Source organism: Leptolyngbya sp. UWPOB_LEPTO1 (genome assembly GCF_017302695.1).
In the GTDB taxonomy this organism is placed as follows: domain Bacteria; phylum Cyanobacteriota; class Cyanobacteriia; order Leptolyngbyales; family Leptolyngbyaceae; genus Leptolyngbya; species Leptolyngbya boryana.
In genome coordinates this window covers 45,412-69,902 of record NZ_JAFLCJ010000013.1, presented here as the reverse complement: position 1 = coordinate 69,902, position 24,491 = coordinate 45,412, and the positions used below count along the sequence as shown (strand labels likewise).

General features: G+C 47.2%; 24 protein-coding genes. 8 read left to right on the top strand and 16 right to left on the bottom strand.

What is annotated here, in order from left to right; translation table 11 throughout:
- From J0L70_RS19440 to J0L70_RS19430, 3 genes are read right to left on the bottom strand one after another with little or no spacing between them, the layout of a single operon-like run.
- Positions 1–915: a DUF6625 family protein gene (locus J0L70_RS19440; RefSeq protein WP_287455585.1), complete on the bottom strand. Its 915-nt coding sequence runs from the start codon at positions 913–915 to the stop codon at positions 1–3.
- A gap of 5 nt (positions 916–920) precedes the next feature.
- Complete coding sequence (locus J0L70_RS19435; RefSeq protein ID WP_287455584.1) at positions 921–2,342, bottom strand: oligosaccharide flippase family protein; 1,422 nt, start codon at positions 2,340–2,342, stop codon at positions 921–923.
- On the bottom strand, positions 2,339–3,325 hold the full coding sequence (locus tag J0L70_RS19430; RefSeq protein ID WP_287455583.1) for a glycosyltransferase family 2 protein: 987 nt from the start codon (positions 3,323–3,325) through the stop codon (positions 2,339–2,341). The genes J0L70_RS19435 and J0L70_RS19430 overlap by 4 nt, the downstream gene beginning before the upstream one ends.
- 533 nt (positions 3,326–3,858) lie before the next feature.
- On the opposite strand from J0L70_RS19430, the gene J0L70_RS19425 reads away from it, so the two are divergent.
- Together J0L70_RS19425 and J0L70_RS19420 are read left to right on the top strand one after the other, a co-directional pair.
- Positions 3,859–4,725 (top strand): WecB/TagA/CpsF family glycosyltransferase, encoded by an 867-nt coding sequence (locus J0L70_RS19425; RefSeq protein WP_287455582.1) that lies wholly within the window; start codon positions 3,859–3,861, stop codon positions 4,723–4,725.
- Positions 4,726–4,730: 5 nt separating this feature from the next.
- Positions 4,731–5,663, top strand: a complete 933-nt coding sequence (locus tag J0L70_RS19420; protein ID WP_287455581.1) for a beta-1,6-N-acetylglucosaminyltransferase — start codon at positions 4,731–4,733, stop codon at positions 5,661–5,663.
- 7 nt (positions 5,664–5,670) lie between these two features.
- Here J0L70_RS19420 and serS read toward each other — a convergent pair whose 3' ends face one another.
- The 6 genes from serS to J0L70_RS19390 form a co-directional block, all read right to left on the bottom strand.
- Positions 5,671–6,942: a serine--tRNA ligase gene (gene serS, locus J0L70_RS19415; protein WP_287455580.1), complete on the bottom strand. Its 1,272-nt coding sequence runs from the start codon at positions 6,940–6,942 to the stop codon at positions 5,671–5,673.
- Between the two features lie 70 nt (positions 6,943–7,012).
- On the bottom strand, positions 7,013–7,642 hold the full coding sequence (locus J0L70_RS19410) for a ribonuclease H-like domain-containing protein (protein ID WP_017286091.1): 630 nt from the start codon (positions 7,640–7,642) through the stop codon (positions 7,013–7,015).
- Between the two features lie 92 nt (positions 7,643–7,734).
- Positions 7,735–8,280 carry a CAP domain-containing protein gene (locus tag J0L70_RS19405; protein WP_144056133.1) on the bottom strand — a complete coding sequence of 182 codons (546 nt, stop codon included), beginning with the start codon at positions 8,278–8,280 and terminating at the stop codon, positions 7,735–7,737.
- A gap of 264 nt (positions 8,281–8,544) precedes the next feature.
- Positions 8,545–10,113: an ArnT family glycosyltransferase gene (locus J0L70_RS19400; RefSeq protein WP_287455579.1), complete on the bottom strand. Its 1,569-nt coding sequence runs from the start codon at positions 10,111–10,113 to the stop codon at positions 8,545–8,547.
- A gap of 3 nt (positions 10,114–10,116) precedes the next feature.
- Complete coding sequence (locus J0L70_RS19395) at positions 10,117–11,811, bottom strand: glycosyltransferase family 39 protein (RefSeq protein WP_287455578.1); 1,695 nt, start codon at positions 11,809–11,811, stop codon at positions 10,117–10,119.
- A 143-nt stretch (positions 11,812–11,954) separates the two neighbouring features.
- Positions 11,955–13,424 (bottom strand): type IV pilus twitching motility protein PilT, encoded by a 1,470-nt coding sequence (locus J0L70_RS19390; RefSeq protein WP_287455577.1) that lies wholly within the window; start codon positions 13,422–13,424, stop codon positions 11,955–11,957.
- Positions 13,425–13,581: 157 nt separating this feature from the next.
- On the opposite strand from J0L70_RS19390, the gene J0L70_RS19385 reads away from it, so the two are divergent.
- Entirely contained in the window at positions 13,582–13,779 is a 198-nt protein-coding gene (locus J0L70_RS19385) for a hypothetical protein (protein WP_287455576.1), read from the top strand.
- 35 nt (positions 13,780–13,814) lie between these two features.
- Here J0L70_RS19385 and ctpC read toward each other — a convergent pair whose 3' ends face one another.
- From ctpC to J0L70_RS19370, 3 genes are all read right to left on the bottom strand, one after another.
- The gene (gene ctpC / locus J0L70_RS19380; protein ID WP_017286085.1) at positions 13,815–15,098 is read right to left on the bottom strand and encodes a carboxyl-terminal processing protease CtpC; all 1,284 of its coding nucleotides are present in this window, start codon (positions 15,096–15,098) and stop codon (positions 13,815–13,817) included.
- Between the two features lie 199 nt (positions 15,099–15,297).
- The gene (gene ispG, locus J0L70_RS19375; RefSeq protein WP_017286084.1) at positions 15,298–16,521 is read right to left on the bottom strand and encodes a (E)-4-hydroxy-3-methylbut-2-enyl-diphosphate synthase; all 1,224 of its coding nucleotides are present in this window, start codon (positions 16,519–16,521) and stop codon (positions 15,298–15,300) included.
- A gap of 99 nt (positions 16,522–16,620) precedes the next feature.
- Entirely contained in the window at positions 16,621–16,809 is a 189-nt protein-coding gene (locus tag J0L70_RS19370; RefSeq protein ID WP_026148388.1) for a hypothetical protein, read from the bottom strand.
- A 363-nt stretch (positions 16,810–17,172) separates the two neighbouring features.
- On the opposite strand from J0L70_RS19370, the gene J0L70_RS19365 reads away from it, so the two are divergent.
- Together J0L70_RS19365 and J0L70_RS19360 are read left to right on the top strand one after the other, a co-directional pair.
- Positions 17,173–18,027 carry a transglutaminase family protein gene (locus tag J0L70_RS19365; RefSeq protein ID WP_017286082.1) on the top strand — a complete coding sequence of 285 codons (855 nt, stop codon included), beginning with the start codon at positions 17,173–17,175 and terminating at the stop codon, positions 18,025–18,027.
- 77 nt (positions 18,028–18,104) lie between these two features.
- Complete coding sequence (locus J0L70_RS19360) at positions 18,105–18,512, top strand: hypothetical protein (protein WP_287455575.1); 408 nt, start codon at positions 18,105–18,107, stop codon at positions 18,510–18,512.
- A gap of 82 nt (positions 18,513–18,594) precedes the next feature.
- On the opposite strand, the gene J0L70_RS19355 is transcribed toward J0L70_RS19360, so the two are convergent.
- The gene (locus J0L70_RS19355; protein ID WP_017286080.1) at positions 18,595–18,939 is read right to left on the bottom strand and encodes a hypothetical protein; all 345 of its coding nucleotides are present in this window, start codon (positions 18,937–18,939) and stop codon (positions 18,595–18,597) included.
- A 168-nt stretch (positions 18,940–19,107) separates the two neighbouring features.
- Between J0L70_RS19355 and murQ the strand changes: the two genes are divergently transcribed.
- A complete protein-coding gene (murQ, locus tag J0L70_RS19350; protein WP_190653773.1) occupies positions 19,108–20,016 on the top strand; it encodes an N-acetylmuramic acid 6-phosphate etherase in 909 nt (302 codons plus the stop codon).
- Here the strand turns inward: murQ and J0L70_RS19345 are convergent.
- Together J0L70_RS19345 and J0L70_RS19340 are read right to left on the bottom strand one after the other, a co-directional pair.
- Positions 20,013–20,297, bottom strand: coding sequence for a hypothetical protein (locus J0L70_RS19345; RefSeq protein WP_017286078.1), 285 nt, complete (start codon positions 20,295–20,297; stop codon positions 20,013–20,015). The genes murQ and J0L70_RS19345 overlap by 4 nt on opposite strands.
- A gap of 114 nt (positions 20,298–20,411) precedes the next feature.
- On the bottom strand, positions 20,412–21,569 hold the full coding sequence (locus J0L70_RS19340) for an MFS transporter (RefSeq protein WP_287455574.1): 1,158 nt from the start codon (positions 21,567–21,569) through the stop codon (positions 20,412–20,414).
- A 276-nt stretch (positions 21,570–21,845) separates the two neighbouring features.
- Between J0L70_RS19340 and J0L70_RS19335 the strand changes: the two genes are divergently transcribed.
- Positions 21,846–23,291, top strand: coding sequence for a phosphoglucomutase/phosphomannomutase family protein (locus tag J0L70_RS19335; RefSeq protein WP_197693293.1), 1,446 nt, complete (start codon positions 21,846–21,848; stop codon positions 23,289–23,291).
- A 50-nt stretch (positions 23,292–23,341) separates the two neighbouring features.
- Here J0L70_RS19335 and J0L70_RS19330 read toward each other — a convergent pair whose 3' ends face one another.
- The gene (locus tag J0L70_RS19330; protein WP_026148387.1) at positions 23,342–23,719 is read right to left on the bottom strand and encodes a BON domain-containing protein; all 378 of its coding nucleotides are present in this window, start codon (positions 23,717–23,719) and stop codon (positions 23,342–23,344) included.
- 236 nt (positions 23,720–23,955) lie between these two features.
- Here J0L70_RS19330 and ilvN point away from each other — a divergent pair, with 236 nt between their 5' ends.
- Positions 23,956–24,483: an acetolactate synthase small subunit gene (gene ilvN / locus J0L70_RS19325; protein WP_017286074.1), complete on the top strand. Its 528-nt coding sequence runs from the start codon at positions 23,956–23,958 to the stop codon at positions 24,481–24,483.
- Positions 24,484–24,491 lie beyond the last annotated feature (8 nt).

Below are 24,491 nucleotides of genomic sequence, written 5' to 3'. Positions count from 1 at the left end.
TTAAAGTGCGATCGCAATAGGGGCTGTCGATTCAATCGGAGTAAATCCCAACGGGCTAATACAAAAGCCTTGGCTTAAATCCGTTAAGTTTGGGTCAACCAGTTGAGAGAGGTTTTCCCAAGCAGCTTGCTCACCATACCGTTTTCGCAAGTATCGGCTGGATTTCCAATTCATAAAATGTAAGTACATTAACTCTTCACCCGTTTCGACCGTTAATTTGCCTCGATGCCAAAACCACTGAGTCGGATAATCATACGTTCCATTCATCCAAGGTCGATCAGATAAGACCGTACTAAAGCGCTCTTGAAACAGATGGTGACGCTTATCCGGGTCAACAATTCCCCACAAACGGCGTAAGAAACTGGGCAGCCGTTTGCGCCCAAGCAATTGCTTTGTAAAGTAACCCTCATCCATCGGCACATTGATCGGCTGACTCATCAGGTTTTGCCAATCCGGTATCCTGCGAAAAGCATTCACCCAATACTCATTATTCTTGATCAAAAATAGATGCCCAGAAACTCGATCGCTGTGCGTCGAAATCGTATTGTAGTTAAGCACTGCATCTGTATAAAAAGCTCGGAGATTGCCATAAATGACATCAATATCCCCAAAGCCAAAGTAATCATATCCAGCAATATGCTCCTGATGAATCAAGCCATACGCAGGACGAAGATTACACACGGTATAGGCAGAATGAGTTTGAAAACTAATATTTAAGCGATCGCAAACAAGCTGTTGATAGGCTTGAAAGCTCATTTGAATAAATCGCACGTTTGCTGGAGCATTTTCGGGAACTCCACAATCTGTGAAGAAAAGCCAATCGATCGTTGGATTCCAGCGGCATGATTCGAGATACAAATCAAACCATTCAGGAAAACAACCAAAATAAGGCATCAGAAAAATAATCTTCTTCATTGTGCTTAAGAGTGAAATAAGCGATCGTATAGTTTATGAATTAATGCTTGATATTGAACGATTTGCTGAGGAGCGACAACCCGAATACAGACCAGATACGCAAATAGAAAAGTAAATGGCTTAACTATGAAAGGCAGATGAAATGAAATTGCCAGCCCTGGAATACTCAGCAGAATCGGGATAAAGCAAGGGCGAAGAAAGCGACTCATTGACCAATGGAGATGCTTGCAAGCAATCCACCAGTAATAAAGTGTCCAAAGAATTCCAAGTACCGCTGCCACAGCTATGCTTACGCCAATAATCCCCCCTTGATAAGCACCTGCAATAAAGCTCAGAACTGCAAGCGGAGCAATTTGAAGGCTGACTCTAGCATTGAGATCCGGACGACCTTTAGCAACGAGCATAGAATAGAGCGGCGAATTCACGACACGAAAGTAAGCATAGAAAAGTAACCCCGGTAGCACGGTACAAATTGGAATCCATTGAGAACCAAAAATGAGCGTCACAACTGAGGGATCAAGAATTAAGAAAATCAGCGCATAAATCGGAGCCGTCAAAAAAGCAATTTGCTCAACTACCTTAAACAAAGCATTCTCTTGTTTGTCGATCGGCAATTGAGCAAAAACAGGCATTCCCAATTGGTTCAGCAACGCGCTGGAAATTCCTGAGAGTGTCATCGATAGCTGATAAGCAAGATTGTAGTACCCCAAACTCGCATTACCTAATACTTTTCCGACCGTAAAATTATCCGCATTAAAGCTGAGATAGAATCCCAAACTTGCGCCCACTGAACCGAAGCAAAACGTCAGCACTTCAGATCGAATTTCAGGATCAATTTGGAGCCGAAATCGATGCCTAGAGTAATACCGCGTTAACAGCGCATTGACGATCCAGGAAATCGTATCTCCAATCACGAAAGACCAGTACCCTAACCCTAATAGAGCCGCCCCAGTTGTACAGAGTAGTCGTGTGATTGAGTTTGCCAGACTAATATTTGCGAGTGCCTGATACTGCATTCGCCGCGTCATTACGCCCGAATAAACATAGGTCGCAGAAGATAAAAGTAAATTGAATGCAAAGACAATCAGGATGCCAACTAAAGCAGGTTCATTAAAAAAGCTCGCAACCCAAGGTGAACTGATCGCCATGAGCAGACCTAATCCCAGACCTACTCCTAAGCTAATCGTGTAAGTCGTATTCACGTACTTAGGATTATCGACTCCCTTGTAGATAATGAAAGCTCCTGCTGTGTCTTGAGTAAATAGTGTGAAAAATGACCAAAAAACATAGGCGATCCCAATCACACCAAAGTCTGAAGGCTGAAGCAACCGCGCTAAGACCAAATTACTCAAAAAGACAAAAATTCGAGTCACAAACGTTGCATAAGTAATCCACAATCCACCTCTGAGCAATGAGACTGTCTTCATAGTTCTCTGCTCTGAATAGATTTTGCAATATCTAAACGCTGTGACTTACCCAGAGATCGCTCAATCAGTTGTTTCGTAATCGGCGCGAACTTCACAGCAATTAACGTCAACAGCGATCGCGGATCTCGATAAAAGATCGAGTGATCGCAATCCCAAGCTTGCTGCATCAACTGCTGAGCCTGCTTTGTATCGCCGCCTGTCAGCGCTAATCGAGCCAGCAAGCGATACATATAGGCATAAGCTGTTGGCAACCAAGGTTCAATCTGCTCCGGAGATCGCAGGTAAGCAGCTTGAAGAACTTGCTCATGCGATCGCTGCATCTGTGCCACGTTAAAAGACAATCCAGAAGGACGTACCCGGTAACAACAAAGAGCCTGAGATTCTCGATAAAATCGCCATCGCCGTGTTGCAGCAACTCGGAGCCAGAAATCCAGATCCTCAGAACTCCGCAATGTTTCATCAAACTCTCCCACCTCATCGACTAAAGCCCGACGAAACATCGCATTCGAGCCATTTCCGATGAAATTTTTGCACAACAGTGAGACGAGAGCATCTGAAAAAATCGGCTTTCCGCTCAAAGACATCCAGCTTTGCTGTCCATCATCGCGAATGATTTTTGAAGCACTATAGACGACTCCAATCTGGGGATCACGATCAAGCCTTGCCACATGATTTGCTAATTTATCTGGCTCATAGCGATCGTCACCATCCAACATTGCAATATACTCTGCTTGCGCCTGACGAATCCCATAATTGCGAGCAGATGAAAGTCCCCCATTCGGCTTTGTCACTAAGCGAAAACGGGGATCACGCTGGCAAAATTGCTCAACTAAGTCGGCAGTTCCATCGGTTGAACCATCATCGACTACGATCGCTTCAAATGCTTGAAAAGATTGGTGCTCCAAGGAAATAAGAGCATCTTCAAGATAAGAGCGAACATTGTAAGCCGGAATCACAACGCTGACTCTAGGATAAGTACTCATGGAAAACTCCCTACATTTGGCATCATGCAACCTGAACATTCAGATTGATTGGTAAAAATCGCAACAAAGCTTTCCAGGTAGTAAACCAATACAGCCTATAGGTATAAGCAAAAGAAACGTTATGTAACTCTTTCTAAAGGTAGAAAGAGTCATCTAAGCTCACACATTAACCTTAGTTTTATGTTGATCTCTACACAACAGAAAAATTATGTGCAAGCTGCTGAACAACTTGCTAATCATGACTTAAGCAAGCATCTGAAGCAGCTACACAGAGTCGAAAATCGATATCTATTACTTTTGAGAGATGAACTTAGAATTTAGAGATTCTTACCATTCGTTGCAAGTCTGGCGACTGTGATTGAGATTCATTACCTGATTAGAATTCATTACCAAAGGAACTTAAACTCAGGAACTTAAACTCGGCTAGAGCATCTTGGAAGACGAAGCATCTCTTGTAATCTGAGCTAGCTACAATCGCTATTGGACGAAATTGGGCGGATTCATCTAAGCATCTATACAACTAGGCAAATAAAATGTATCAGCTAGAAAGTCCTCCGAATTTGACTGTTGATTTACTAGGACGACGAATTACGTTTATGACAGTTTCCGCGATCGTCGATGCGATCCATATTGCTTGTATTGAAGGAAGGAAGCTAACTGTCGCAAACTACAATGTGCATAGCTTCAATTTATCAATGCAGCTTCCTTGGTTTCATCACTTTCTCCAAAGTGCTGAAATCGCCCATTGCGATAGTATGGGTATTCTCAAAGCTATTTGCTGGATGGGAGTAAAATTACCTTTGGAATACCGAGCTTCTTATAGTCTTCTGATGCCAAAGGTACTAGCTCACTGCAACCAACATGGTTTTTCAATTTTCCTCTTAGGCGCGAAGCCTGAATGCTTAAATGCCGCGATCGCGCAAGTCAAACAGCAATATCCCAATGTGATCATCAATGGTCATCACGGCTACTTTGACATGCAGAACGCCCAAGAAAACGAACAAGTCATCAGACAGATCAATCACGTGAAGCCAAAGATTTTAGTCGTAGGCATGGGAATGCCTACTCAAGAGAATTGGATTCAACTCAATCGAGAGCGGTTGAATGTGAATGTCATGATGCTAGGAGGTGCAGTCATCGATCGCCTAGCGGGAATTGTTCCAAACTGTCCACCGATGATCTCGAATCTAGGCTTGGAATGGCTATATCGTCTCTGCCAGGAGCCTAAGCGTCTAGCAACCCGCTATTTACTGGGTAATCCTGCATTTTTGTTCCATATTGCTTTGGCAAAAACCCATTCGTTTTTTCCAAAAGTACAGCCGATGGAGCCAATTACACGGTCTAGAGAGTCTTCAATTCATGGAAGTTCAGAAGTTCCAGTTCGTTTATCGCTGGATTAGAAATGATGAGAGTTTGCTACCTTCTCCAAACCCATAAATCACCTGAACAGGTTGAACGCTTGGTTCGCCGCATTAAATCATTGAGTCCAACTGCTCAGATCTTGATCAGTCATGACTTTACAAACTGCGATTTGCCACGATCGACATTTGAGGATTTACCGAATGTTGACCTGATTCCATCACGCGGAGGCAGAGGAAGCTTTGAGATTGTCCAGAGTTATCTGGATGCGATCGCATGGTTACTCGCTTCTGGAAGTGATTTTAGCTGGTTGATCAATCTATCCGGTCAAGACTATCCGATCCGACCGCTTGCTGAAGTTGAGAAATCTTTATCTCACACTGATTACGATGGTTTTGTCCATCACTTTGAGGTTTTCTCAAAGCACAGCCCGTGGAAAAGGAATGAAGGCTATTCTCGCTATCACTACCAATATCGAACTTTGAGCCGCGATCTAGCAGACTGGCAGAAAGAAGTTCTTAAGCCCGTCAAACTCCTGAACTATCTCCAACCTTTTTTTCGAGTAAATTTCTCTTATGGAATTACGTTAGGCTTAAGGACTTCACCGCCATTCAACCAACATTTTGTATGTTATGGCGGCTCATTTCTTTGTACGCTGTCTAGACCATGTGTGGAATATCTCCACCAGTACGTTCAACTCAATCCTGATATCGTTGACTACTACAAGGGAGTAGCAATTCCTGATGAATGCTTTATTCAAACAATACTAGTCAACAGTCATAAATTCAAACTTTGCAACGATAGTAGACGATATTTTGATTTTTCTCAAACCCGGAACGGTCATCCTAAGATTCTCCAATCTACTGATTTTCCAGCGTTGATGAACAGTCAGGCTGATTTTGCGCGCAAGTTTGATCTGGCAGTCGATCGCGATGTTCTTGATTTAATCGATACCGCGATCGCACCTATAAGAATCTAAATCCGATCTACAAAACCTCACGTCCCAAATAAGGCTGCAATACATCCGGCACTCGTACAGTTCCATCCGCCTGCTGATAGTTCTCCAAGACTGCCGCCATCGTTCGCCCGATCGCGAGTCCTGATCCATTCAGCGTATGCACAAACTGAGTACCTTTTTGCCCCGCTTCTTTAAATCGGATATTCCCGCGTCGCGCCTGAAAGTCTTTGAAATTCGAGCAGCTAGAAATCTCGCGGTACGTGCCCGAAGACGGCAGCCAAACCTCTAAATCAAAGCACTTCGCCGCTCCAAATCCTAAGTCTCCTGTACAAAGCTCGATCGTGCGATAGGGCAACTTTAAGGCTTCCAGAATCGCCTCTGCATTTCGTACTAAGCTTTGATGCTCTTGCTCAGAAGTCTCAGGCTGCACCAGTTTTACTAGCTCGACTTTGTTAAATTGATGCAGTCGAATCAATCCGCGCGTATCTCGACCATAGCTCCCCGCTTCTCGACGAAAACAAGGCGTATAAGCACAGTGATAGATCGGTAACTGATCGGCTGACAGAATCTCATCCCGATACAAATTGGTCACGGGAACTTCCGCTGTCGGAGCTAGCCACAAATCATCGTCTGCACATTTGAAGCTCTCTTCTGAGAACTTCGGCAACTGTCCGGTCGCAGTCATCGATCGCGAATTGATCAACACAGGCGGCAAAATCTCCACATAGCCTGCGGCAATTTGCTGATTCAGCATAAATTGAATCAACGCTCGCTCTAATGCCGCACCTGCACCCATCAGCACCACAAATCGCGTCTGAGCAATCTTCGTAGCACGTTCAGTATTGATAATTCCGAGCTTTTCAGCAATCTCGTAATGAGGCAGAACTGCGATCGACGGTTTGAACTCGTCGCCCCAACGTCGAACCTCAACATTTTCCGTTTCATCTTTGCCGATCGGAGTCGTGTCACTCGGCAAATTCGGAAACCCTAGCAATTGAGTTTCGATTTGTTCTCGAATTGCTTTCTCTCTTGGTTCTAACTCACTCAGTTTTGCTTTGAGTGCATTGCCTTCTTCTCGCAATGCCTGAACCTCATCGCTTTTCGGGTCAGCTTTGATCTTCTGTCCGACTAATTTACCAACCTCATTACTGCGCGCCTGCAACTGCGATCGCTCAACCTCTAACTCACGACGCTGCTGATCCAGCGACACGATCGTCGAAAGATCATAAGATCCCCCTCGCTGATTGAGCTTCGTCTGCACGAGATCAGGATTTTCACGAATTAGCTTTAGGTCAAGCACGACACCACATCCAAAACAACAGAATTTTTAGAGGCAAATCTGCCCCCCATTAGGATACCTCGGCATCTGCTCAATGGTCGAATACACTCTGATACTGCAAAATATCGAGCTGAGCAAATGTCGGCAAACATCGAAAACAAGCTTCTGCCAGCTCCAGCCGTTCTTCACGCTCCAACATGGCAATCAATTTCTGCCGCGCTTCGATCAAATATCGAACATCATTGGCAGCGTATCGCAACTGAGCTTCTGATAAGTTCATTGCATTGCCCCAATCCGAACTCTGAGCGCTTTTGTCGAGTTCTACTCCTGTCAATTCCTGAACTAAGTCTTTCAGCCCATGACGAGGCGAATAAGTGCGAATCAGCTTACTGGCAAGTTTAGTACAAAAAATCGGATTGACATCAATTCCTAAGTGATATCGCAATGCTGTGATATCGAACCGAGCAAAATGGAAAATCTTCGTAATTTCTGCCGCTTCAAACAGTTGTTTGAGATTCGGAGCCTCTTTTTGTCCCCGCTCAATTCTCACCACTGCAACCTGATCGTTTTCATCACAGATCTGCACTAAGCACAGACGATCGCGGTGCGGTAGAAGCCCCATCGTTTCGGTATCCACTGCGATCGCACTCGCAGACCGATAACGCTGTAAAAGTTCCGAAGAAAGATCACGATCGCAGATCTGAAATTCACGCGGCTGCATAAGCTAAAGCACTAAACACAAGCGCTCATTCTACACTACGATGCTGGCGAGTTCAGCCAAACTGAAACCTAGACCCACGATGCAAACCAGCATCATTTCTGCGCGAAATCTTGGGTGAAATAGTACTCGCCACTCGAACTAATACTAATACCGATGCCCGTCATACTGAAGTTACCTTCAATATTTTGCAGGTGTTTCGGGCTTTTCAACCAAGCTTCGATCGCTTGTCCTGCTGGATCACGTCGGCTTGCGACCCAAGCGACATTCTCTGCGGTGCGTTGAGACTGAATAGAGTTGTTAATCGCTTTTGAGCGCTCAGAAAAGCCTTGATGCCCAAATGAGACAATTTTTTTCGCCATATTGCGACTATGAGATCGCGCTTGATGAGCGATATCCGAACTCCAAGATAATGCGGACAACCCTTTCCTGGCACGATGTTGATTGATGCGACGCAAAATCTCTTGCTCCATTTCAGCAATCAAACTTGCCTGCGCGATTTGGAAATCTGCTTCTCGAATGCTGGCAACTTGAATCGGGACGGTTCCTGCTCGAACTCCTCCATGACTGAACGATGCTGTCAAAATTCCGATCGACATCACCAAATTCCGTACGGTTTTGCTGGAGGTGCAGTTCAGCATTACGTCTCTCTCCTACGTATGAAGTCACGATGAAGACACTAACGCGAATTTGGGATTATCGCAAGTAATCTTCGATACGATTTGATGTGACAAACTACGTAGGAAATTGTATACCCCCCGTGATGCAGGGGTTTGAGGTCTGTCAATTCTGTCAAAAAAAAGTTTCTAATTCCATCATTTAACTTTAGTGAAAATAAACTTATCGTGAATAATTCAAGCGAAATGGCTGAATTCACATGTGTGAAATTCGCTTATCTAGTGAACCTACTCTTTAGGGCGAGGAAACGGTTTCAGCAGGTTTTTCCCTTGAAAGACGTGAATACGATCGACAATCACGCCCCCACGCCGTAAAGAGACTTCTCCTAACTTGGTGAACGTCTGGAAATACGGAGAAAACTCGACAGAGGAGTCTCTCTTCGTTTGAAAATCGTTAGAAGTCAGGTAAAGCGCATCTCCACCGATCCATTGCGTTGGAGTTGACCAAAACGCAAATCCGCGCATGTCTCGTTTATCGAAACACGTGATCGGAGTTCCATAAATCGGAGTCAGTGCCATTGCCATGTGTCCCGCTAAATGGAAGCGATTGCTGAACATAAAATCAGCGTCTTTCAGAGCCGCTAAGAGTTGCGGCGATTTAGAAAATTCGCGGCGGAGTTGTCCAACATCAATCAATTGAATGGAAGCATCCTCTTGCGGTGGAACAACGCCACCCATAAAGGAAAACTGCCCTGGCTTTTGGAGGGTGCCGATCGCAATGTGCGATAAAGCAATCAGTAACAGCGTGCTGATCGCAATCGTCGATCCATTCAGCCAGCGTCTCAGTATTTTGGGTTGCCAATGTGCAGCATATGCTCCGAGCAGCGGCGTTACCGAAAAGAATCCTGGCATTGTCCAGCCAGGTAAAATCTGCTGATAACCGCCAATAAAAGTAAAAATCAAAAATACAGGTGCAGAATTCCACAGAATAAATGAGTGAATTGATTTCGTAAATCCTGACTTTAATACTGAGACGATTTCTCGAATACTCACAAACCAAAGTGGAAGTCCAAACGTTGGAAAAAGATATAGCGCTGCCATCATGGCAACATTCAATGCTTGCAATGGATTGTAAGCGCGATCGGGAATACTACGATCGCTTTGGAATCGAAATGATACCCAGTCATGTTGAGCATTCCAATACAGCACAGGTGAGAATGCTGCCAGAAATAAGACAAAACTCAAAATTGTCCAAGGCGATCGAAAAACGACCCAGTGCTTTCGGCTTGTGATACAGAAACCGAGCAGTCCGAACCCTAATAGAAAGCCATGATATTTGCCAAGACAAGCCAGCCCCACTAAAAGTCCGATCAAGGCAACGCGATAGGTCGGTTGATATTCACTCTGTTTTGGAAAAAACTCGATCGCGCCAACCCACAAAGTCAATGCCCAGAAAAACATCAACGGCGAATCTGGGAGCGTAAACGTCCCAAATCCGAGTTGAAAAATTGGAATCACTGACGCGATCGCTAACGTAATCAATCCAACCCGCACTGAAAATAACTGAACCGTTGCGCGATATAAAAAATACAAAGTCGCCGGAAATAATAAGAGACTGCCGACGCGAATACTGAATTGAGACACATCTCCGGTCAGCCAAATCCCGATCGCAGTTACCAAAGCAACCAGTGGAGGATGATCAAAATAACTCAGTGCCGGATGCAAAGTGTATAGATAGTAATACGCTTCATCGAATCCTGGCGGCAACCAAAACGCAATAAAACTCCGAAACAAAAACCCTGCTAATAAAATCCAAACGACTTTCTGGAGAGTCTGATCTGACCACCACTTTTGCATAACTTATTTCTTCGAGGGACGAATTGGAACGCGCACCAGTTGATAGTTACTGTATTGTTGAAGAAAGCGATATTGATTTGGTTTCATCCCGCTACCCTTTAATGCTGTCGGAGTTGTAATCATCGCGATCGATTCGGTTTTTCCATCTCGGCGCAATTCTTCTAGATAAGGTTGAATCAACCGGGCACGATTAATAAACGTAATCGGGTTTTGCGTATAGAAGACCAAACTCGGTTTTTCAAAAGCATCCGTTGCCATCACAATCGGTTCATTTGGCAGTTTCTCTTCAACCGTCGCTTGAGCAATCTGCCGCAACGGTAACTGCCGAACTGAGTCAATCACACCCACGGCAGGAGTCACAAAGAACCAGATAAATGCTGCCATCCCAATCAAATTCACCGCCCAAAACCAGCGTAATTGGTAACGGAGTGCCAAAATTAACCCCACGATCGCGACAGTGATCCAAATCGAGGCAGCAACGTGCTGTAATCCAGCCTGCTGAATTTTGAATCCCAGATCCGGCATGGATGGATCATCATCGAGCCAAGTGGGACTATAAAACGCGCAAATCCCAAAGGAGATCGAGACAATCACGCTGAGATAGACCGTGAGTTTTAAGCCCCAAGATTGTTTGGGTTGGGAGAAATGATGCACATACCACAACGTCACGAGAATCGCAGCTGCAGGATAGAGCGGCAACGTGTAAGTAATGTATTTCGTGACTGCGATCGTAAAAAAGATCAGCACCACCGAAAACCAAACCAGCGCAAACAATCCAAGCTGTTCTGAGCGCGGCTTTTCTCGCCATTTTGATTTGAGAATATTGATAATCGCGGCTGGCAAACAGAGCGACCAAGGGAAAAAGCCAATTAGCACAATCACAATATGGTAGTACCAAGCTCCCGAATGCTGATTCACCACTGAGGTAAAGCGTTCAACATTATGCATCCCAAAAAATGAATCAATAAACGCATTCCCATTCTGCCAATATGCCAACGCATACCAAGGCATACTGACCAATAAAAATAATCCCGTCCCCAACAGAGGCTTCATTTCGCGAAGCACTGAGCGCAGTTGACCGACCCACAGTAGAAACAGAATCACGATCGCACTCGGCAAGACGACCCCAACAGGTCCCTTGGTCAACACAGCAAACCCCATGAGCGCATAAAATGCCCAATACCATCGCCGATTCGAGGCGTATCCCAGAAAGAACGCAAAGAGCGATCCACCAAAACAGGCACTCAGCAACATATCTGAGTATCCCAAGCGCCCAAAAAATAGCGTGATCAGATTCAGCGCAACGATCCCCGATCCCAAAAATGGCGCAATCTTCGACGGAACAAATCGTTTCAAAATATAAAAGCAAAATCCGGTCAGAATCGTACCTGCGATCGCGGACGGCAATCGGGCTGCCCATTCATTGACTCCGAGCGTTTGAAATGCGATCGCCATCCACCAGTAAATTAAAGGCGGCTTATCAAACCGAGTTACCTGATTAAAATATGGCGTAATCCAATTGCCTGTCACCGTCATTTGCCGAGCGGCTTCGACAAATAGCGGTTCTGTTTCATCGACTAACCCAATACTTCCGAGTTGATAGAAAAATGCTATTCCACCTAACGCAAGAATCCACAAGATCGAACCGATTAAAAACCGCGATCGTTCTTTTTTGGGCGCATCAACCTGATTGTTCATGTGTCGAGTCCGAGAGCAAATCATCCGGTAGTTTGGCATGGAATGACCCCCTGAAACAACCAAAATTCAGGCAAACGAGAAGCCCCCTTGTACCTTGGCAATGACAAGAGGGCTTTTCGGATTGTGTAAATCGGGGCGCTGTTCTACACGCGACCGCGTAGCATTTGTGCCATTTCGTTCTGCTTCGGCGACATTTCGAGCGCCACTTCTTCGGTAATTTGACCGTTCTCGTAAAGTTTGTACAACGATTGATTCATCGTACACATGCCGTCAAATCCGCAGCGAGGAATAATCGCTTCGATTTCATCCAGTTCACCCTTCCGGATATAGTCTCGAATCGCATCCGTATTGATCAGAATGTCATGGAATGCAGCCCGCTTTCCATCCGTTGTCCGACACAAGCCTTGAGCAATCACCGCCACCAGCGATTCAGCAAGCGCCACCCGCATCGTCGGCTGCTCGTTCGGTTGGTAGAGACTGAGCACCCGCTCGATCGTTTTCACCGCACTATTCGTGTGCAAGGTTCCCATGACTAAGTGACCCGTTTGCGCGGCTTTTAGGGCAGTGTTGACGGTTTCTTTATCGCGCATTTCACCGACGAGGATAATATCTGGATCTTCCCGCAGTGCAGCTTTGAGCGCGTTGTCAAACTTGCGCGTGTGCATTCCGACTTCTCGGTGTTTGATCAAGGATTTGCGGCTCTTGTGAACAAACTCGATCGGGTCTTCGATCGTAATAATGTTCTTCGGCATCTCCTTATTGATGTAGTCGATCATCGCTGCCATCGTGGTCGATTTACCGGAGCCAGTCGGGCCCGTAATCAAGATCAACCCTTTGTGATAATGACAAACATCTTTAAACACCGGAGGCAAGTTTAACTGCTCCATCGTCAAGATTTTCAGCGGGATCAAGCGCAGCACCATCGCAGGTCCATGTAACGAGTCGAAAATATTAATCCGAACCCGCGCAAATTCGTATTGCGTTGCACCGTCGAAATCTAAGGTTTCTTCAAACTGACTGATTTCTGCCTCAGTCAAAACCTCACCTAACCAACTCATAAACGTTGGTTTATCTGTCTCAGGCCAATCTGTCGTATCGATTTCACCTCGGTTACGAAAGCGAGGCACTTCACCCACACCTAAGTGAATATCTGAAAAGCCCTTGTCATAGGCAGTACGAATAATGTGCTCAAGCGTTGGCGACCCATTGCTAGAGCGGCGGGTGTTGGGTGCGGTCGGGGGAGTGGTCGGACGGTGTCCTAACGTGGGCGGCGGAGTTGTCCCTGCGGAAATAGGAACAGAAGGCGAGCTTGCTGGAATCGGCTGGGGAGCAGCCGGGGCAACCGGGGCAGTGGAAGTGCTCGCCGCAGGCATTGCAAAGGTTGGAGTGGCAGCTGCATTCGGTTCAGTCACATCCGTACTCGGTTGAGTTGCAGTCGTGCTATTGATTCTAGAAGCGGCTTCAGTCACCTCAGTCATCAAATTCGGCATCGTCCGCATCGCAGGGGGCGGCGCAGGGGGAGTTCGGGGAGCGGCAGGCGGTGGGGCAACTTCACGGCGCGGTGCAGTTACTTCAGTGGGCATTGCGAACGGATTCTGAATTTCTGATGACATATCCCTACGTTGATAAAATCCCTGAGGGGTGAGCAGGTTGGAGGCGACAGGATTTGGATAAAATCTTTACGGTTTTAGCCTTTTCACGGCGATGCCAGACCTCTAACATGAGTAAGCGTTCCCAGATGGTGTAAACGAGTATCAAGTGGGGTGGCGAATGAGTGAATCTGCGCGTTGGTATGTGGTGAAGGGATCGAACGCTCATTGTGAGATTTTGACCCAGGATGAGTTTGAGACTCAACAAACGACAAATCCCTCTGAGGTCACAGAACAGTGGGGTCCGTTTGCCTCAGAGGGAGAAGCGATTGCGCGTCGCGTTGGATTAATTCGATCTGGAAAGTGCCAGCCGAGTTAGAGGGCGGGCGAGCCTCCCTTTAACTCGTTCTTGGTCTAGTTCTTGGTCTGAGCGCGGGTGCCTTGTTTGGCGCTCACCGCTTGATTCAAGACTTGCAAGGCTTTAACGTATTGCGGATCGCTCGTTGTCCCAATCTTGTCGCGATCGCGGACTAGGGCTTGTCTTTGCTGCTCGTTCAGTTCCACGACGACATCAGGATCGATGCCATGTTTGTTGATATCTCGTCCATTCGGAGTGAGATATTTTGCGATCGTCACCGCCATTCCAGAGCCATCTCCGAGACTGCGAACCGACTGAACTAAGCCTTTTCCAAAGGTTTTTGTTCCAACGATCGTACCGCGTTTGTTGTCTTGGATTGCACCCGAGAGAATTTCGCTGGCACTGGCTGAGCCGCCATCGACTAAGACAACCAGCGGTTTGTCGGTTAAAGCCCGACGATTGGCATCTTCTTTATCGGAAATGCCTTTGCGATCGACGGTTGAGACGATTCCACCTTCTTGAATCCACATTCGAGCAATATCAACACTGGCATACAGCAGACCCCCCGGATTGGATCTCAAATCGAGAATGTAACCTGTCACATTGTCTTTTTCCAGTTTTTGAATGGCGGCTCGCATTTCAGGAGCGGCATTTGCACTGAACTGAACGAGGCGGATGTATCCGACTTTGCCAGTCGGACTTTGTTGAACGCTGGCGCGCACAGGATGAATTTCGATTTTGGCGCGTTTTAGATTGAACTCGAGTTGTTGAGTTCCGCGCTGAACGGTGAGTTTGACTTGGGTATTGACAGGTCCACGAATCAAGGTCACTGCCTTGTTAACGTCCATCCCTTCGGTGCTTTTGCCATCAATTTTGGTGATGATGTCTTTCGCAGCGATTCCGGCAGCCGAGGCGGGACTCCCTTCGATCGGGGAAATGACCGTAAGTTTCTTCGTTTTCTCGTCCGCTGCCAGTTGGATTCCGACTCCGGTCAATTCACCAGAGGTGTCGATCTGCATATTTCGGAATTCAGTCGGGTCCATGAAGCGGGTATAGGGATCTCCCAGACGCTTCAGCATTTCGCGGATCGATTTATAGGCTTCCTCTTTGTCTTTGTAATTGCGGTTGAGATATTGGCTACGGATGGCTTTCCAGTCCACTTGGTTGAAGGTGGCATCGACGTAGTTGCGATCGATGACCTGCCAGACCTCATCCACGAGTTCTTTGGGACTGTCCCGGAAGAACGCTTGTCCTTTGTTCAAATGAATTCCGGCTCCGGTGATGGTCACTGCTGTTACGGCGGCAGCCGTTGCACCTAAGACAAGCGCGCGTTTCGTCATGACTATACCTGCTTAAATTCTGGAGAAGTGACAAAAAAGGTTATGCCCAATTTAACACAGGCATTCAGGGGCAATCCGTAATAATTGCCCAGTTTTTGTCATTAAGTTTTGCGGAGAAAGCGCGGGGGAGGGAAAAGTGGGGAGTGGGGAGGTGGGGAGTGAGAGAAGTTTTTTACCCCTATTCCCGACCCCCTCCTCCCTACTTGGGTTCTACCCATTTCCCATCCGATTTGATGAGATTGATCAATTCCGCAACCCCTTGGTCTTCTGGGACTTTTTTAATTTCCTCGCGTCCTCGGTATAGGGAAATATAGCCTGCTTGTTTGCCGACATATCCATAGTCCGCATCTGCCATTTCACCTGGACCGTTCACAATACAGCCCATGACTGCAATATTTAGTCCGGTGAGATGACTCGTTGCTTCGCGGACTTTTTGTAGAACTTCTTCTAGGTTAAACAGGGTACGCCCGCAAGATGGGCAGGCAACATACTCAACCATCGTGCGCCGCAATCCTAACGCTTGCAGAATTCCGTAGCAGACCGGAATTTCTTTCTCAGGCGCTTCGGTGAGAGAAACTCGAATCGTGTCTCCGATACCTTCAGCAAGTAGTGTGCCAATACCTGCGGTCGATTTGATGCGCCCGTATTCGCCATCACCTGCTTCGGTCACTCCCAAATGCAGGGGATACGCCATGCCTTCCGCATTCATGCGCTGCACCATCAGACGGTTTGCGGCAAGCATGACCGGAACTTTAGAGGCTTTGAGCGAAAGTTCAATGTTATAGAAATTCAGCGATTCGCAGATCCGAATGAATTCTAGAGCAGATTCGACCATGCCTTCAGGCGTATCGCCATAGGTGAACAGCATTCTTTCTGCTAGCGAACCGTGATTGACTCCGATTCGCATCGATTTGTTTTGATCTCGTAGGGAAATGACGAGGGGTTCGAGCGTTTCGCGGATCTTCTCGCCGATCGCATCAAATTCAGCTTGAGTATATTCGCTGGTTTTCGGCTTTTCAAAAACGTAGAGTCCTGGATTGATCCGCACGTTATCGACGTATTTCGCGACTTCGAGCGCAATTTTCATCCCATTGTGGTGGACATCAGCAACGAGCGGCACAGGTTGGTAGGTTTTGTAGAGGCGATCGCGAATTTCTTCCATCGCTTTCGCGTGTGCCATGCTCGGAACCGTCACCCGAACAATTTCGCACCCAATTTCGTGGAGGCGACGAATTGCGGCGACCGAGCCGTCAATATCGAGGGTGTCTTCGTTGATCATGGACTGTACTGCGACCGGATGATCACTGCCGATCGAGATACTGCCCACGGGGACAGAGCGAGTTTTGCGCCGATGAATAGTGGTATCCGTTAGAGTCTGAGAGGTAGGAGTCGCTGACGCGATCGGGTTGGGGAGAGTTTGCATAACGCTCTGAAGAATGGCTCGACAGCAAAAAAGACAGAACTCACTCTGGGGGAGTTTCTGTCTTTCAGATTGCCATAGAAAGGAACCATTTGGCTGAGTTTAACCTCGAAACAGGCGAGATTCTTGTTTCACGGAGCCAGTCATGGTCGCATTTTGTAATGTCATGAAGGCATGAAAGTCTTCACGATCGTATTTTGATGAGAGCAGAAGCCGCAGTTGATTCTCGGCTTCAATCGAAAGGAGTCCAGTCGATAGTGCTTGTTGAACAACATCACGAATTAGTGCCATAGGAACACCCCAAACAGCCACAGGTAAACAAAGTGAGATTCAGTTAGTAGATAAAGATAGGGACGAACAGACTAGCGTTATGCAAGACTTTAGAGGCGTAACCTGCGGAGCCATCGTCTCTAAGATCTTAAAGGATATTTCACAAAAAAACGGTATCACGCTGAACAAATTTCCGGGTCGCTCAATCGCGCTAAGCTAGAGCAGGATTAGGCTCGAGCAATGTAGACGGCTCTCGCGATCGTGAAGTTCCCGTGATCGTGAAGATAATATTTTTGATGTCTACTGGTTGCCATTCAAACCCCGCTGATCCGGAAGATGAGTTCAGAATGAATTGCAAATTTTTCCCTTAATTTCTAGCTGCCTGTGCTTTACCAAATTTCACATTCGACGACTTATACCTATAGCGATCCCGTCATTTTGCAACCTCATCTGATTCGGTTACGACCGCGTTCGGATGGATGGCAGTCACTCAAATTGTTTTCGATGCAAGTTATGCCAATCCCGATCGCACAATCAGAATTAAGCGATCTCGATGGCAACACTTTGATCAAAGTCTGGTTCTCACCTGAACTCACAGGTTCTTTGACCGTTCAAATCGTGTCGCAAACTCAGACGCATCAAGCAAATCCTTTTAATTATTTATTGGAGCCTTGGGCGATGAGTTTGCCAATCGATTATCCAACTTCACTGTTTAAGCAGCTTCAGCCTTACTTAGGAGCGACTGATGCGATCGCGCTGCAACTGGCGTATGAAATCGCCGAACGTTCTAGCAATCAGGTCACTCAATTTCTTTATGAATTGACTCAGCAGATTTATACCAATTGTGAATATGTGATTCGCGAGACTGGCAATCCTTATCCACCTGGATTGACTTGGACGCAGAAGAAGGGATCATGTCGAGATTTGACGGTTTTATTTATCGAAGTTTGTCGATCGATTGGATTAGCCGCACGATTTGTCAGCGGATATCAAGAAGGAGACGAGGATCATCCTGATCGCCATCTCCATGCTTGGGCTGAGGTGTATTTACCGGGTGCAGGTTGGCGAGGGTATGATCCCACGCATGGACTAGCAGTGAGCGATCGTCATATCGCAGTCGCGGCAAGTGCGATCCCGGAATATGCTGCACCAATTGTAGGAAAAGTTACGCGATCGGGCGGAGTGCAATCGACGATGGACTATACGCTGCAAATTCAGAGAATTGCGGATTTGATGTGATTTTGATGTGATTGCGATCGCACCATTACCCTGGATTTCCTGGCGAGAATGAAGACATTCTCACCGATGCAATTCCTATGCAGTTTCTCAAACTAATGCTGATGGTTGGTGTTTTGGGGTTGGGTACAACGCATCTTTTGAGTCATGCCACTTCAGGCAAGTACGCTGCAAGCTCAAAGTCAGGATTTGTGCCTGTGGTCATGCCGGATGGAGCCGATTTCAATGAGGTTTTGGTGATTGGTCCAGATTGTAATACTGCGCGTGGAAAACGAACTCGATCCCTTGCCGCAAAATTAGCTGAAGCTGGAATTCCGCATCGACGCACTGAGTCAATTGGTTTCACTAATCCCAGTGATATTGCTGGCATGATGCGCCTGAATGAAGTCATGCAGCAGGATGCGCCGATCGTCTTAGTTCGGGGGCAGGGGAAAGGAAATCCCAGTGTGGAGGAAGTGATTGCACTGTATCGCCCCTCGAAGCGCTAAAAGCCTTGGTGATGATTTAGAGTCTGAACCTTCAATTTTTCGGAGTGGGGGCAGCTTAAAAATTCGCTTTTCAGCAACGTTGTCAATGAATGATGTACTTGAACAGCACGATCGCTAAACCAACTAAAAAAATTGCACTATTGCTCAGTCCTGCGAGCAGTGAAAGCCACCAGCGATTTTGAAAAACTCGTTCAGTCATTGCACCCCAGGCAGCAAACCCAATTCCCGCGAGTCCCAGAAACACAAACAGCAGGGGAGAAGCCTGAGTGATCAAAAACCACCGAAGGCGTTCATCCTGCGTTGGCACGCGCCAAGTTTGCCAGAGTGCAATATCTACGGTTTCCCAACTTTGCCAGATCAAGAGATTGATGGGAATGCAAGCAAGAGAAAGATAGACTCGCGATCGTCGAAGCCGGGATAAACGCATAGGGGATTGAGTCGCTCAAGAGATATCACTCACTTCACTCTCTCAGCATGAAAATCCTGATAATTCTTTCGTTCTAGATTGATTAGTAAACGCTGGCGTTCTGGATCTGCATCGCAAACGCCTACCGCACAACGGTAAAATACGGGTTGCGTTTTTCTCGGAACTTCTATGCAGCTTCAACAACGAGGACACTTACTCACTGAGCAAGTCAATCCAGCCAGTGCCAATTTAGATCAGCTTTCTTCGATCGAGATTGTCGATGTCTTTAATCAAGAAGATGCAAAAACGATTCATGCGATCGCTCAAGCCCGCGAAGAACTTGCAAAAGCGATCGATCTCACGGCTGAGAAGCTGCGCCAAGGTGGACGGCTCTTTTATGTTGGCGCTGGAACCAGTGGACGTTTAGGTGTTCTCGATGCAGCAGAATGTCCTCCCACCTTTTGTACCCCGCCAGAAATGGTACAAGGCATCATTGCAGGAGGAGCCGATGCACTTGTGCGAAGTTCAGAAGGACTAGAAGATTTAGCAGATCAAGGCGCAGCGGCAATCGCCGATCGCACTGTCAGCGCACTGGATGTCGTGGTCGGAATTGCAGCAGGTGGAACAACGCCTTATGTACATGGAGCCATTGCAGAAGGTCGAAAGCGCGGAGCAACCACAATTTTTATTGCCTGTGTGCCAAAAGAACAGGTGCAAATTGATGTCGATGTCGATATTCGCTTGCTCGTTGGAGCGGAAGTACTCGCAGGTTCAACTCGATTGAAATCTGGAACAGTCACGAAGCTAGCTCTGAATATTCTTTCCACTGGAACGATGGTTCGACTCGGCAAAGTCTACGGAAATCGCATGATTGATGTCGCTGTGACAAACACGAAATTGCACGATCGCGCTTTAAGAATCTTGAGCGATTTAACCGATCTCGATCGCGACCAAGCAGCAGAATTACTAGAAAAAAGCGATCGCTCTGTAAAAACAGCCCTGATGATGCATTGGACAGGACTCTCAAAAACAGACAGCGATCGCGTACTAAAAGAACATCAAGGCAACTTAAGGGCTGCCGTCAAGAGTTTGGCTTAGCCCACTGCGCAGCCAACTCCTTGCAGCGCACCAATGATCCGCCCAATCGCAAAAAGCACGATCGCACTGGCAATCACCACGCCAGTGCGGTACAAATTCAGCCAAAATCCAACAGGTTTTTCATTGGCTTGCTTCAAATAGCCCCAAGCTAGAGCGGACATCATAATGCTAGTTACGCCTGCTCGAATCGAACCAGAACAATCAGAAGCCGTTACTAAGAAACCACACGAACCTAAGAATAAGCAGATTAGCCCAACCATCGCTGCAAAAGATCTCGTCATAGTCTAACCGGGTGTGCGATCGCACGTAGATGAACCGAAGAACAATGTATCACTCAGTGTTCCCAGGCAAAACAGGGCGATACCCCCTATCGGATGAGTTTGGATGATGGCGACTTACGCTTTGATGCATCGTTTGCGCCAAAATGCACCTGCACATGCGACTAGCATCAACCCCAAACCGACTGCACAGACCCCATTCCACTGCCAATCATTCCAGGCAGATGTGCCTAGTTTTGACCCGATCGCACCGCCGACAAAGTACAGCATGATATAGATGGCGTTCAAGCGGCTATGAAATTCTACAGGAAGCTGATAAATCGTCGTTTGATTGGAGATTTGCGTCGTCTGGACTCCCAACTCAATTAACACGACACCAAGCATTAATCCGAGTAACTGAGCCTGCAAACTCCAAAATACTAAGAATGAAGCAATGGTTATGGAAATTCCCAAGGTCAACGTAAAACTTGAACTGCGACGATCGGCGATTCTTCCTACGACTGGTGCAGCTAAAGCTCCAGAAATGCCAGCTAATCCAAACAATCCTGCAACATCGCTGCCAAACTGATACGGTGGCTCTCTCAGTAAAAAAACTAACGTACTCCAAAATGCGCTAAATGCCGCAAATGACATCGCCCCAATCCAAGCCGAACTCTGCAAAATCGGCTGATGAATGAGCAAATCGAGCATGGATCGGAGTAAGTTCGGATAGCTTAATGCCAAGGTTGATCGAGAGCGCGGCAAGCTTTTCGCAAGCACGATCGCAAGTAACACCATCATCCCGGATGCAGATTCATACATCACTTGCCATCCATATTTCGCTCCAACAATGCCACTCACCATCCGCGCCATCAAAATTCCGACAAATAACCCACTCATCACCATGCCAATCACTTTGCCGCGTTGTGCAGGTTCACATAACTGTGCAGCAAATGGCACCAGGATTTGCGCCGAAACTGCACTCGCTCCGATCGCGAAACTTGCCAAATTCAATCCGATTAAATTCGGCGAAACCGCCGCAACTAGAAGCGCGATCGCAGTGATTTCTGTCATGGTCACAATTAACCGCCGTCGCTCCAGACGATCGCCCAAGGGCACGATTAATAAAATGCCCATGGCATAGCCAATCTGCGTCCACATCGGAATCGCGCCAACTGCCTCAGCCGATTCGTTAAACTGAGCCGCAATCATCGCTAAAAGGGGCTGATTGTAATAGAGATTGGCAACCGTTGCGCCAGATGCGATCGCCATTAGCCAAACGAGGGAAGAGTGCATGGATGAGGTGGGGAGTGGGGAGTAGGGGGTAGAGAGATGTAAAACATGCTAAAGCTTTCTCTGCATTGTCGGGCACAATCGACTTTCCACTCCCTACTCTCCACTCCCCACCTTCAACCTGTCACATTAATAACCAAAACCATCCTGTAATCTCCGTGATCGTCTGTAAAGAAACAGGGGAACGATCGAAAAACTCGCTTGAGTCTAGACTATCCCCGTTAAACTGGTCTTGTCCCAAGCCCTTATTTGTTCTGTGAGTTGAGGAGAAGTGCAATCATGGCACACGCGCCAATGACAATTACAACGATTAACCCGATTCAGTTTGGTACAGATGGCTGGCGCGGCGTGATTGCTGCCGATTTTACATTCGATCGCGTCATGAGCGTCGCTCCGATTGCGGCTCAAGTTCTCTCAGAAGTGTATGGTGCAGAGACAGGCAGCAATACCGTAATTGTGGGATATGATCGCCGTTTTCTGTCCGAAGAATTTGCTCGCAGTGCCGCAGAATCCATTCGCAAAGCAGGATTTGACATTCTGTTCTCGGAAAGCTTTGCTCCGACTCCAGCCTTTAGCTGGGCAGCAAAAAAATTGAATGCTTTAGGTGCGATCGTCATTACTGCCAGCCACAATCCCGGAAACTATTCCGGTCTAAAAGTGAAAAGCGCGCATGGGGGATCAGTACCACCAGAAGTGACCAAGCGAATCGAAGCCCTGTTAGCCAAAGGCGAACCCCTGCCCAGTGCTCAACCTGGAAGTTTCAGTACTTTCGACCCTTGGGAAAGCTACTGTGAAGGACTGCGATCGCTGGTGGACACAGATGCGATTAAAACTGCGATCGAGCAAGGCAAAGTGACTGTGTTTGCCGATGTCATGCATGGCGCAGCGGCAACTGGACTCGCACGACTATTAGGCGTTGAGATTCAAGAAATTAACAGCGATCGCGATCCATTATTTGAAGGGGGCGCACCTGAACCTCTGCCGAAATATCTGCCCAAGATTTTGAAAACAATTCGCGAGTTTGACGGCAACAGTTTAGCCGTTGGCTTGGTGTTTGATGGCGATGCCGATCGCGTCGGAGCCGTTGACGCAAAAGGCAACTTCCTCAGTTCTCAAATTCTCATTCCGATCCTGCTGGGGCATCTGATTCAGAAAGGCTTCACAGGCGAATTTGTCAAAACGGTCAGCGGTTCTGATTTGATGCCACTCGTTGCAAAACTCTACGATCTGCCAGTCTATGAGACTCCGATCGGGTATAAATACATCGCCGATCGCATGTTAGAAACCCAAGTCTTGCTCGGCGGTGAAGAATCCGGTGGCATTGGCTATGGTCATCACATTCCGGAACGCGATGCTTTACTCTCGGCACTGTATGTGCTGGAAACGGTTGTCCAAACCGGAACGGATCTCGGCGAGCTTTATCGTCAATTGCAAGAGAAAACGGGATTTTTCGCAGAATACGATCGCATTGATCTGCCGCTTGCCAGTATGGAGGTTCGGGCTAAATTGTTAGAGCAGTTGCAAACGCAGCCTCCACAAGCGATCGCTGGAAAAGCAGTCGTCAGTTGTCAAACCGATGATGGCTATAAGTTCCGACTGGAAGATCAAAGCTGGCTGCTGATTCGCTTTAGTGGAACTGAGCCAGTCTTGAGACTTTATTGTGAAGCAGCCTCACTTGAGCAAGTTCACCAAACTCTGAACTGGGCAAAAGACTGGGCAAGTTAGTTGAAATGCAGAAGTCGGAGCTTCTTGAAGACTCCGACTTCTCTCCAAATTTAACCGACTTGAACTTGATTCGTATCAACAGCGCTTGCGCCATTGACCCCATTCGCAACTTCGATCATCTTGTTCAAGATATCTTGACTTGGAACACTGCCTTTCAGCACTACAGTTGTTCCCAACTGCGCTACCCAAAGCGTATTCACATCATCAAGCTGGCTATCTTGGTCGAAAGCTAACGCGACGCGCTTCGCCAAACCGCTCTGGTCATATTCGCCATTTAAGCCGACCCGCTCCGGCGGAATCGTATCGCCTGCCGACACTCCTGCGTCTGGAGGAGCAGAAGCTGCAGCATCAGGGGCAGGCTGACCCATGACTGCCTGCTCAGGATTTGCGGGCTTCTCTAGCCCAAACATTCTTTGTAACCAACCCATAACAGCGGCTCCTAATTTTTTTGACTTTCACAGTGGATTGAACAATCGCAACACTAGAATGTTCATCGCTCCAGGGAAGGATTGCAGGACATTGAAGTGGCAATTTGATCGCTTTTCACCATAGCGAAGAAATTCTCTCAACTCAACTTTTTTCAGAATTTCTTTTTCTATGCTGTGGACAAGTGGGAGTCTACGTTGCACCATAATAAGGACTGAATGTTATTCGGAACACAGAAATGAAGCACACGCTCTCGGTGTTGGTAGAAGATGAAGCGGGGGTTTTGACTCGGATTGCAGGTCTGTTTGCTCGTCGTGGCTTTAATATTGAAAGTCTGGCAGTCGGTCCTGCCGAACAGATGGGAGTATCTCGGATTACGATGGTCGTGCCGGGAGACGATCGCATTATCGAACAGTTGACGAAACAGCTTTATAAGCTGATTAATGTCATTAAAGTGCAAGACATTACAGAAGTGCCTTGTGTTGAACGCGAATTGATGTTGCTCAAAGTCAATGCAGGCAGTTCGACGCGATCGGAGATTGTCGAATTAGCGCAGATTTTCCGGGCGCGGGTGGTCGATGTGGCTGAAGATTCTTTGACGCTGGAAGTCGTGGGTGATCCAGGGAAAATGGTGGCGATCGTTCAGGTTTTACAGAAATTTGGGTTACGAGAAATCGCCCGAACTGGCAAGATTGCTCTCAGCCGTGAATCCGGTGTGAATACGGAATTCCTCAAATCGTTGGAAGCTAAGGTATCGATGCCTTGATCGCCATT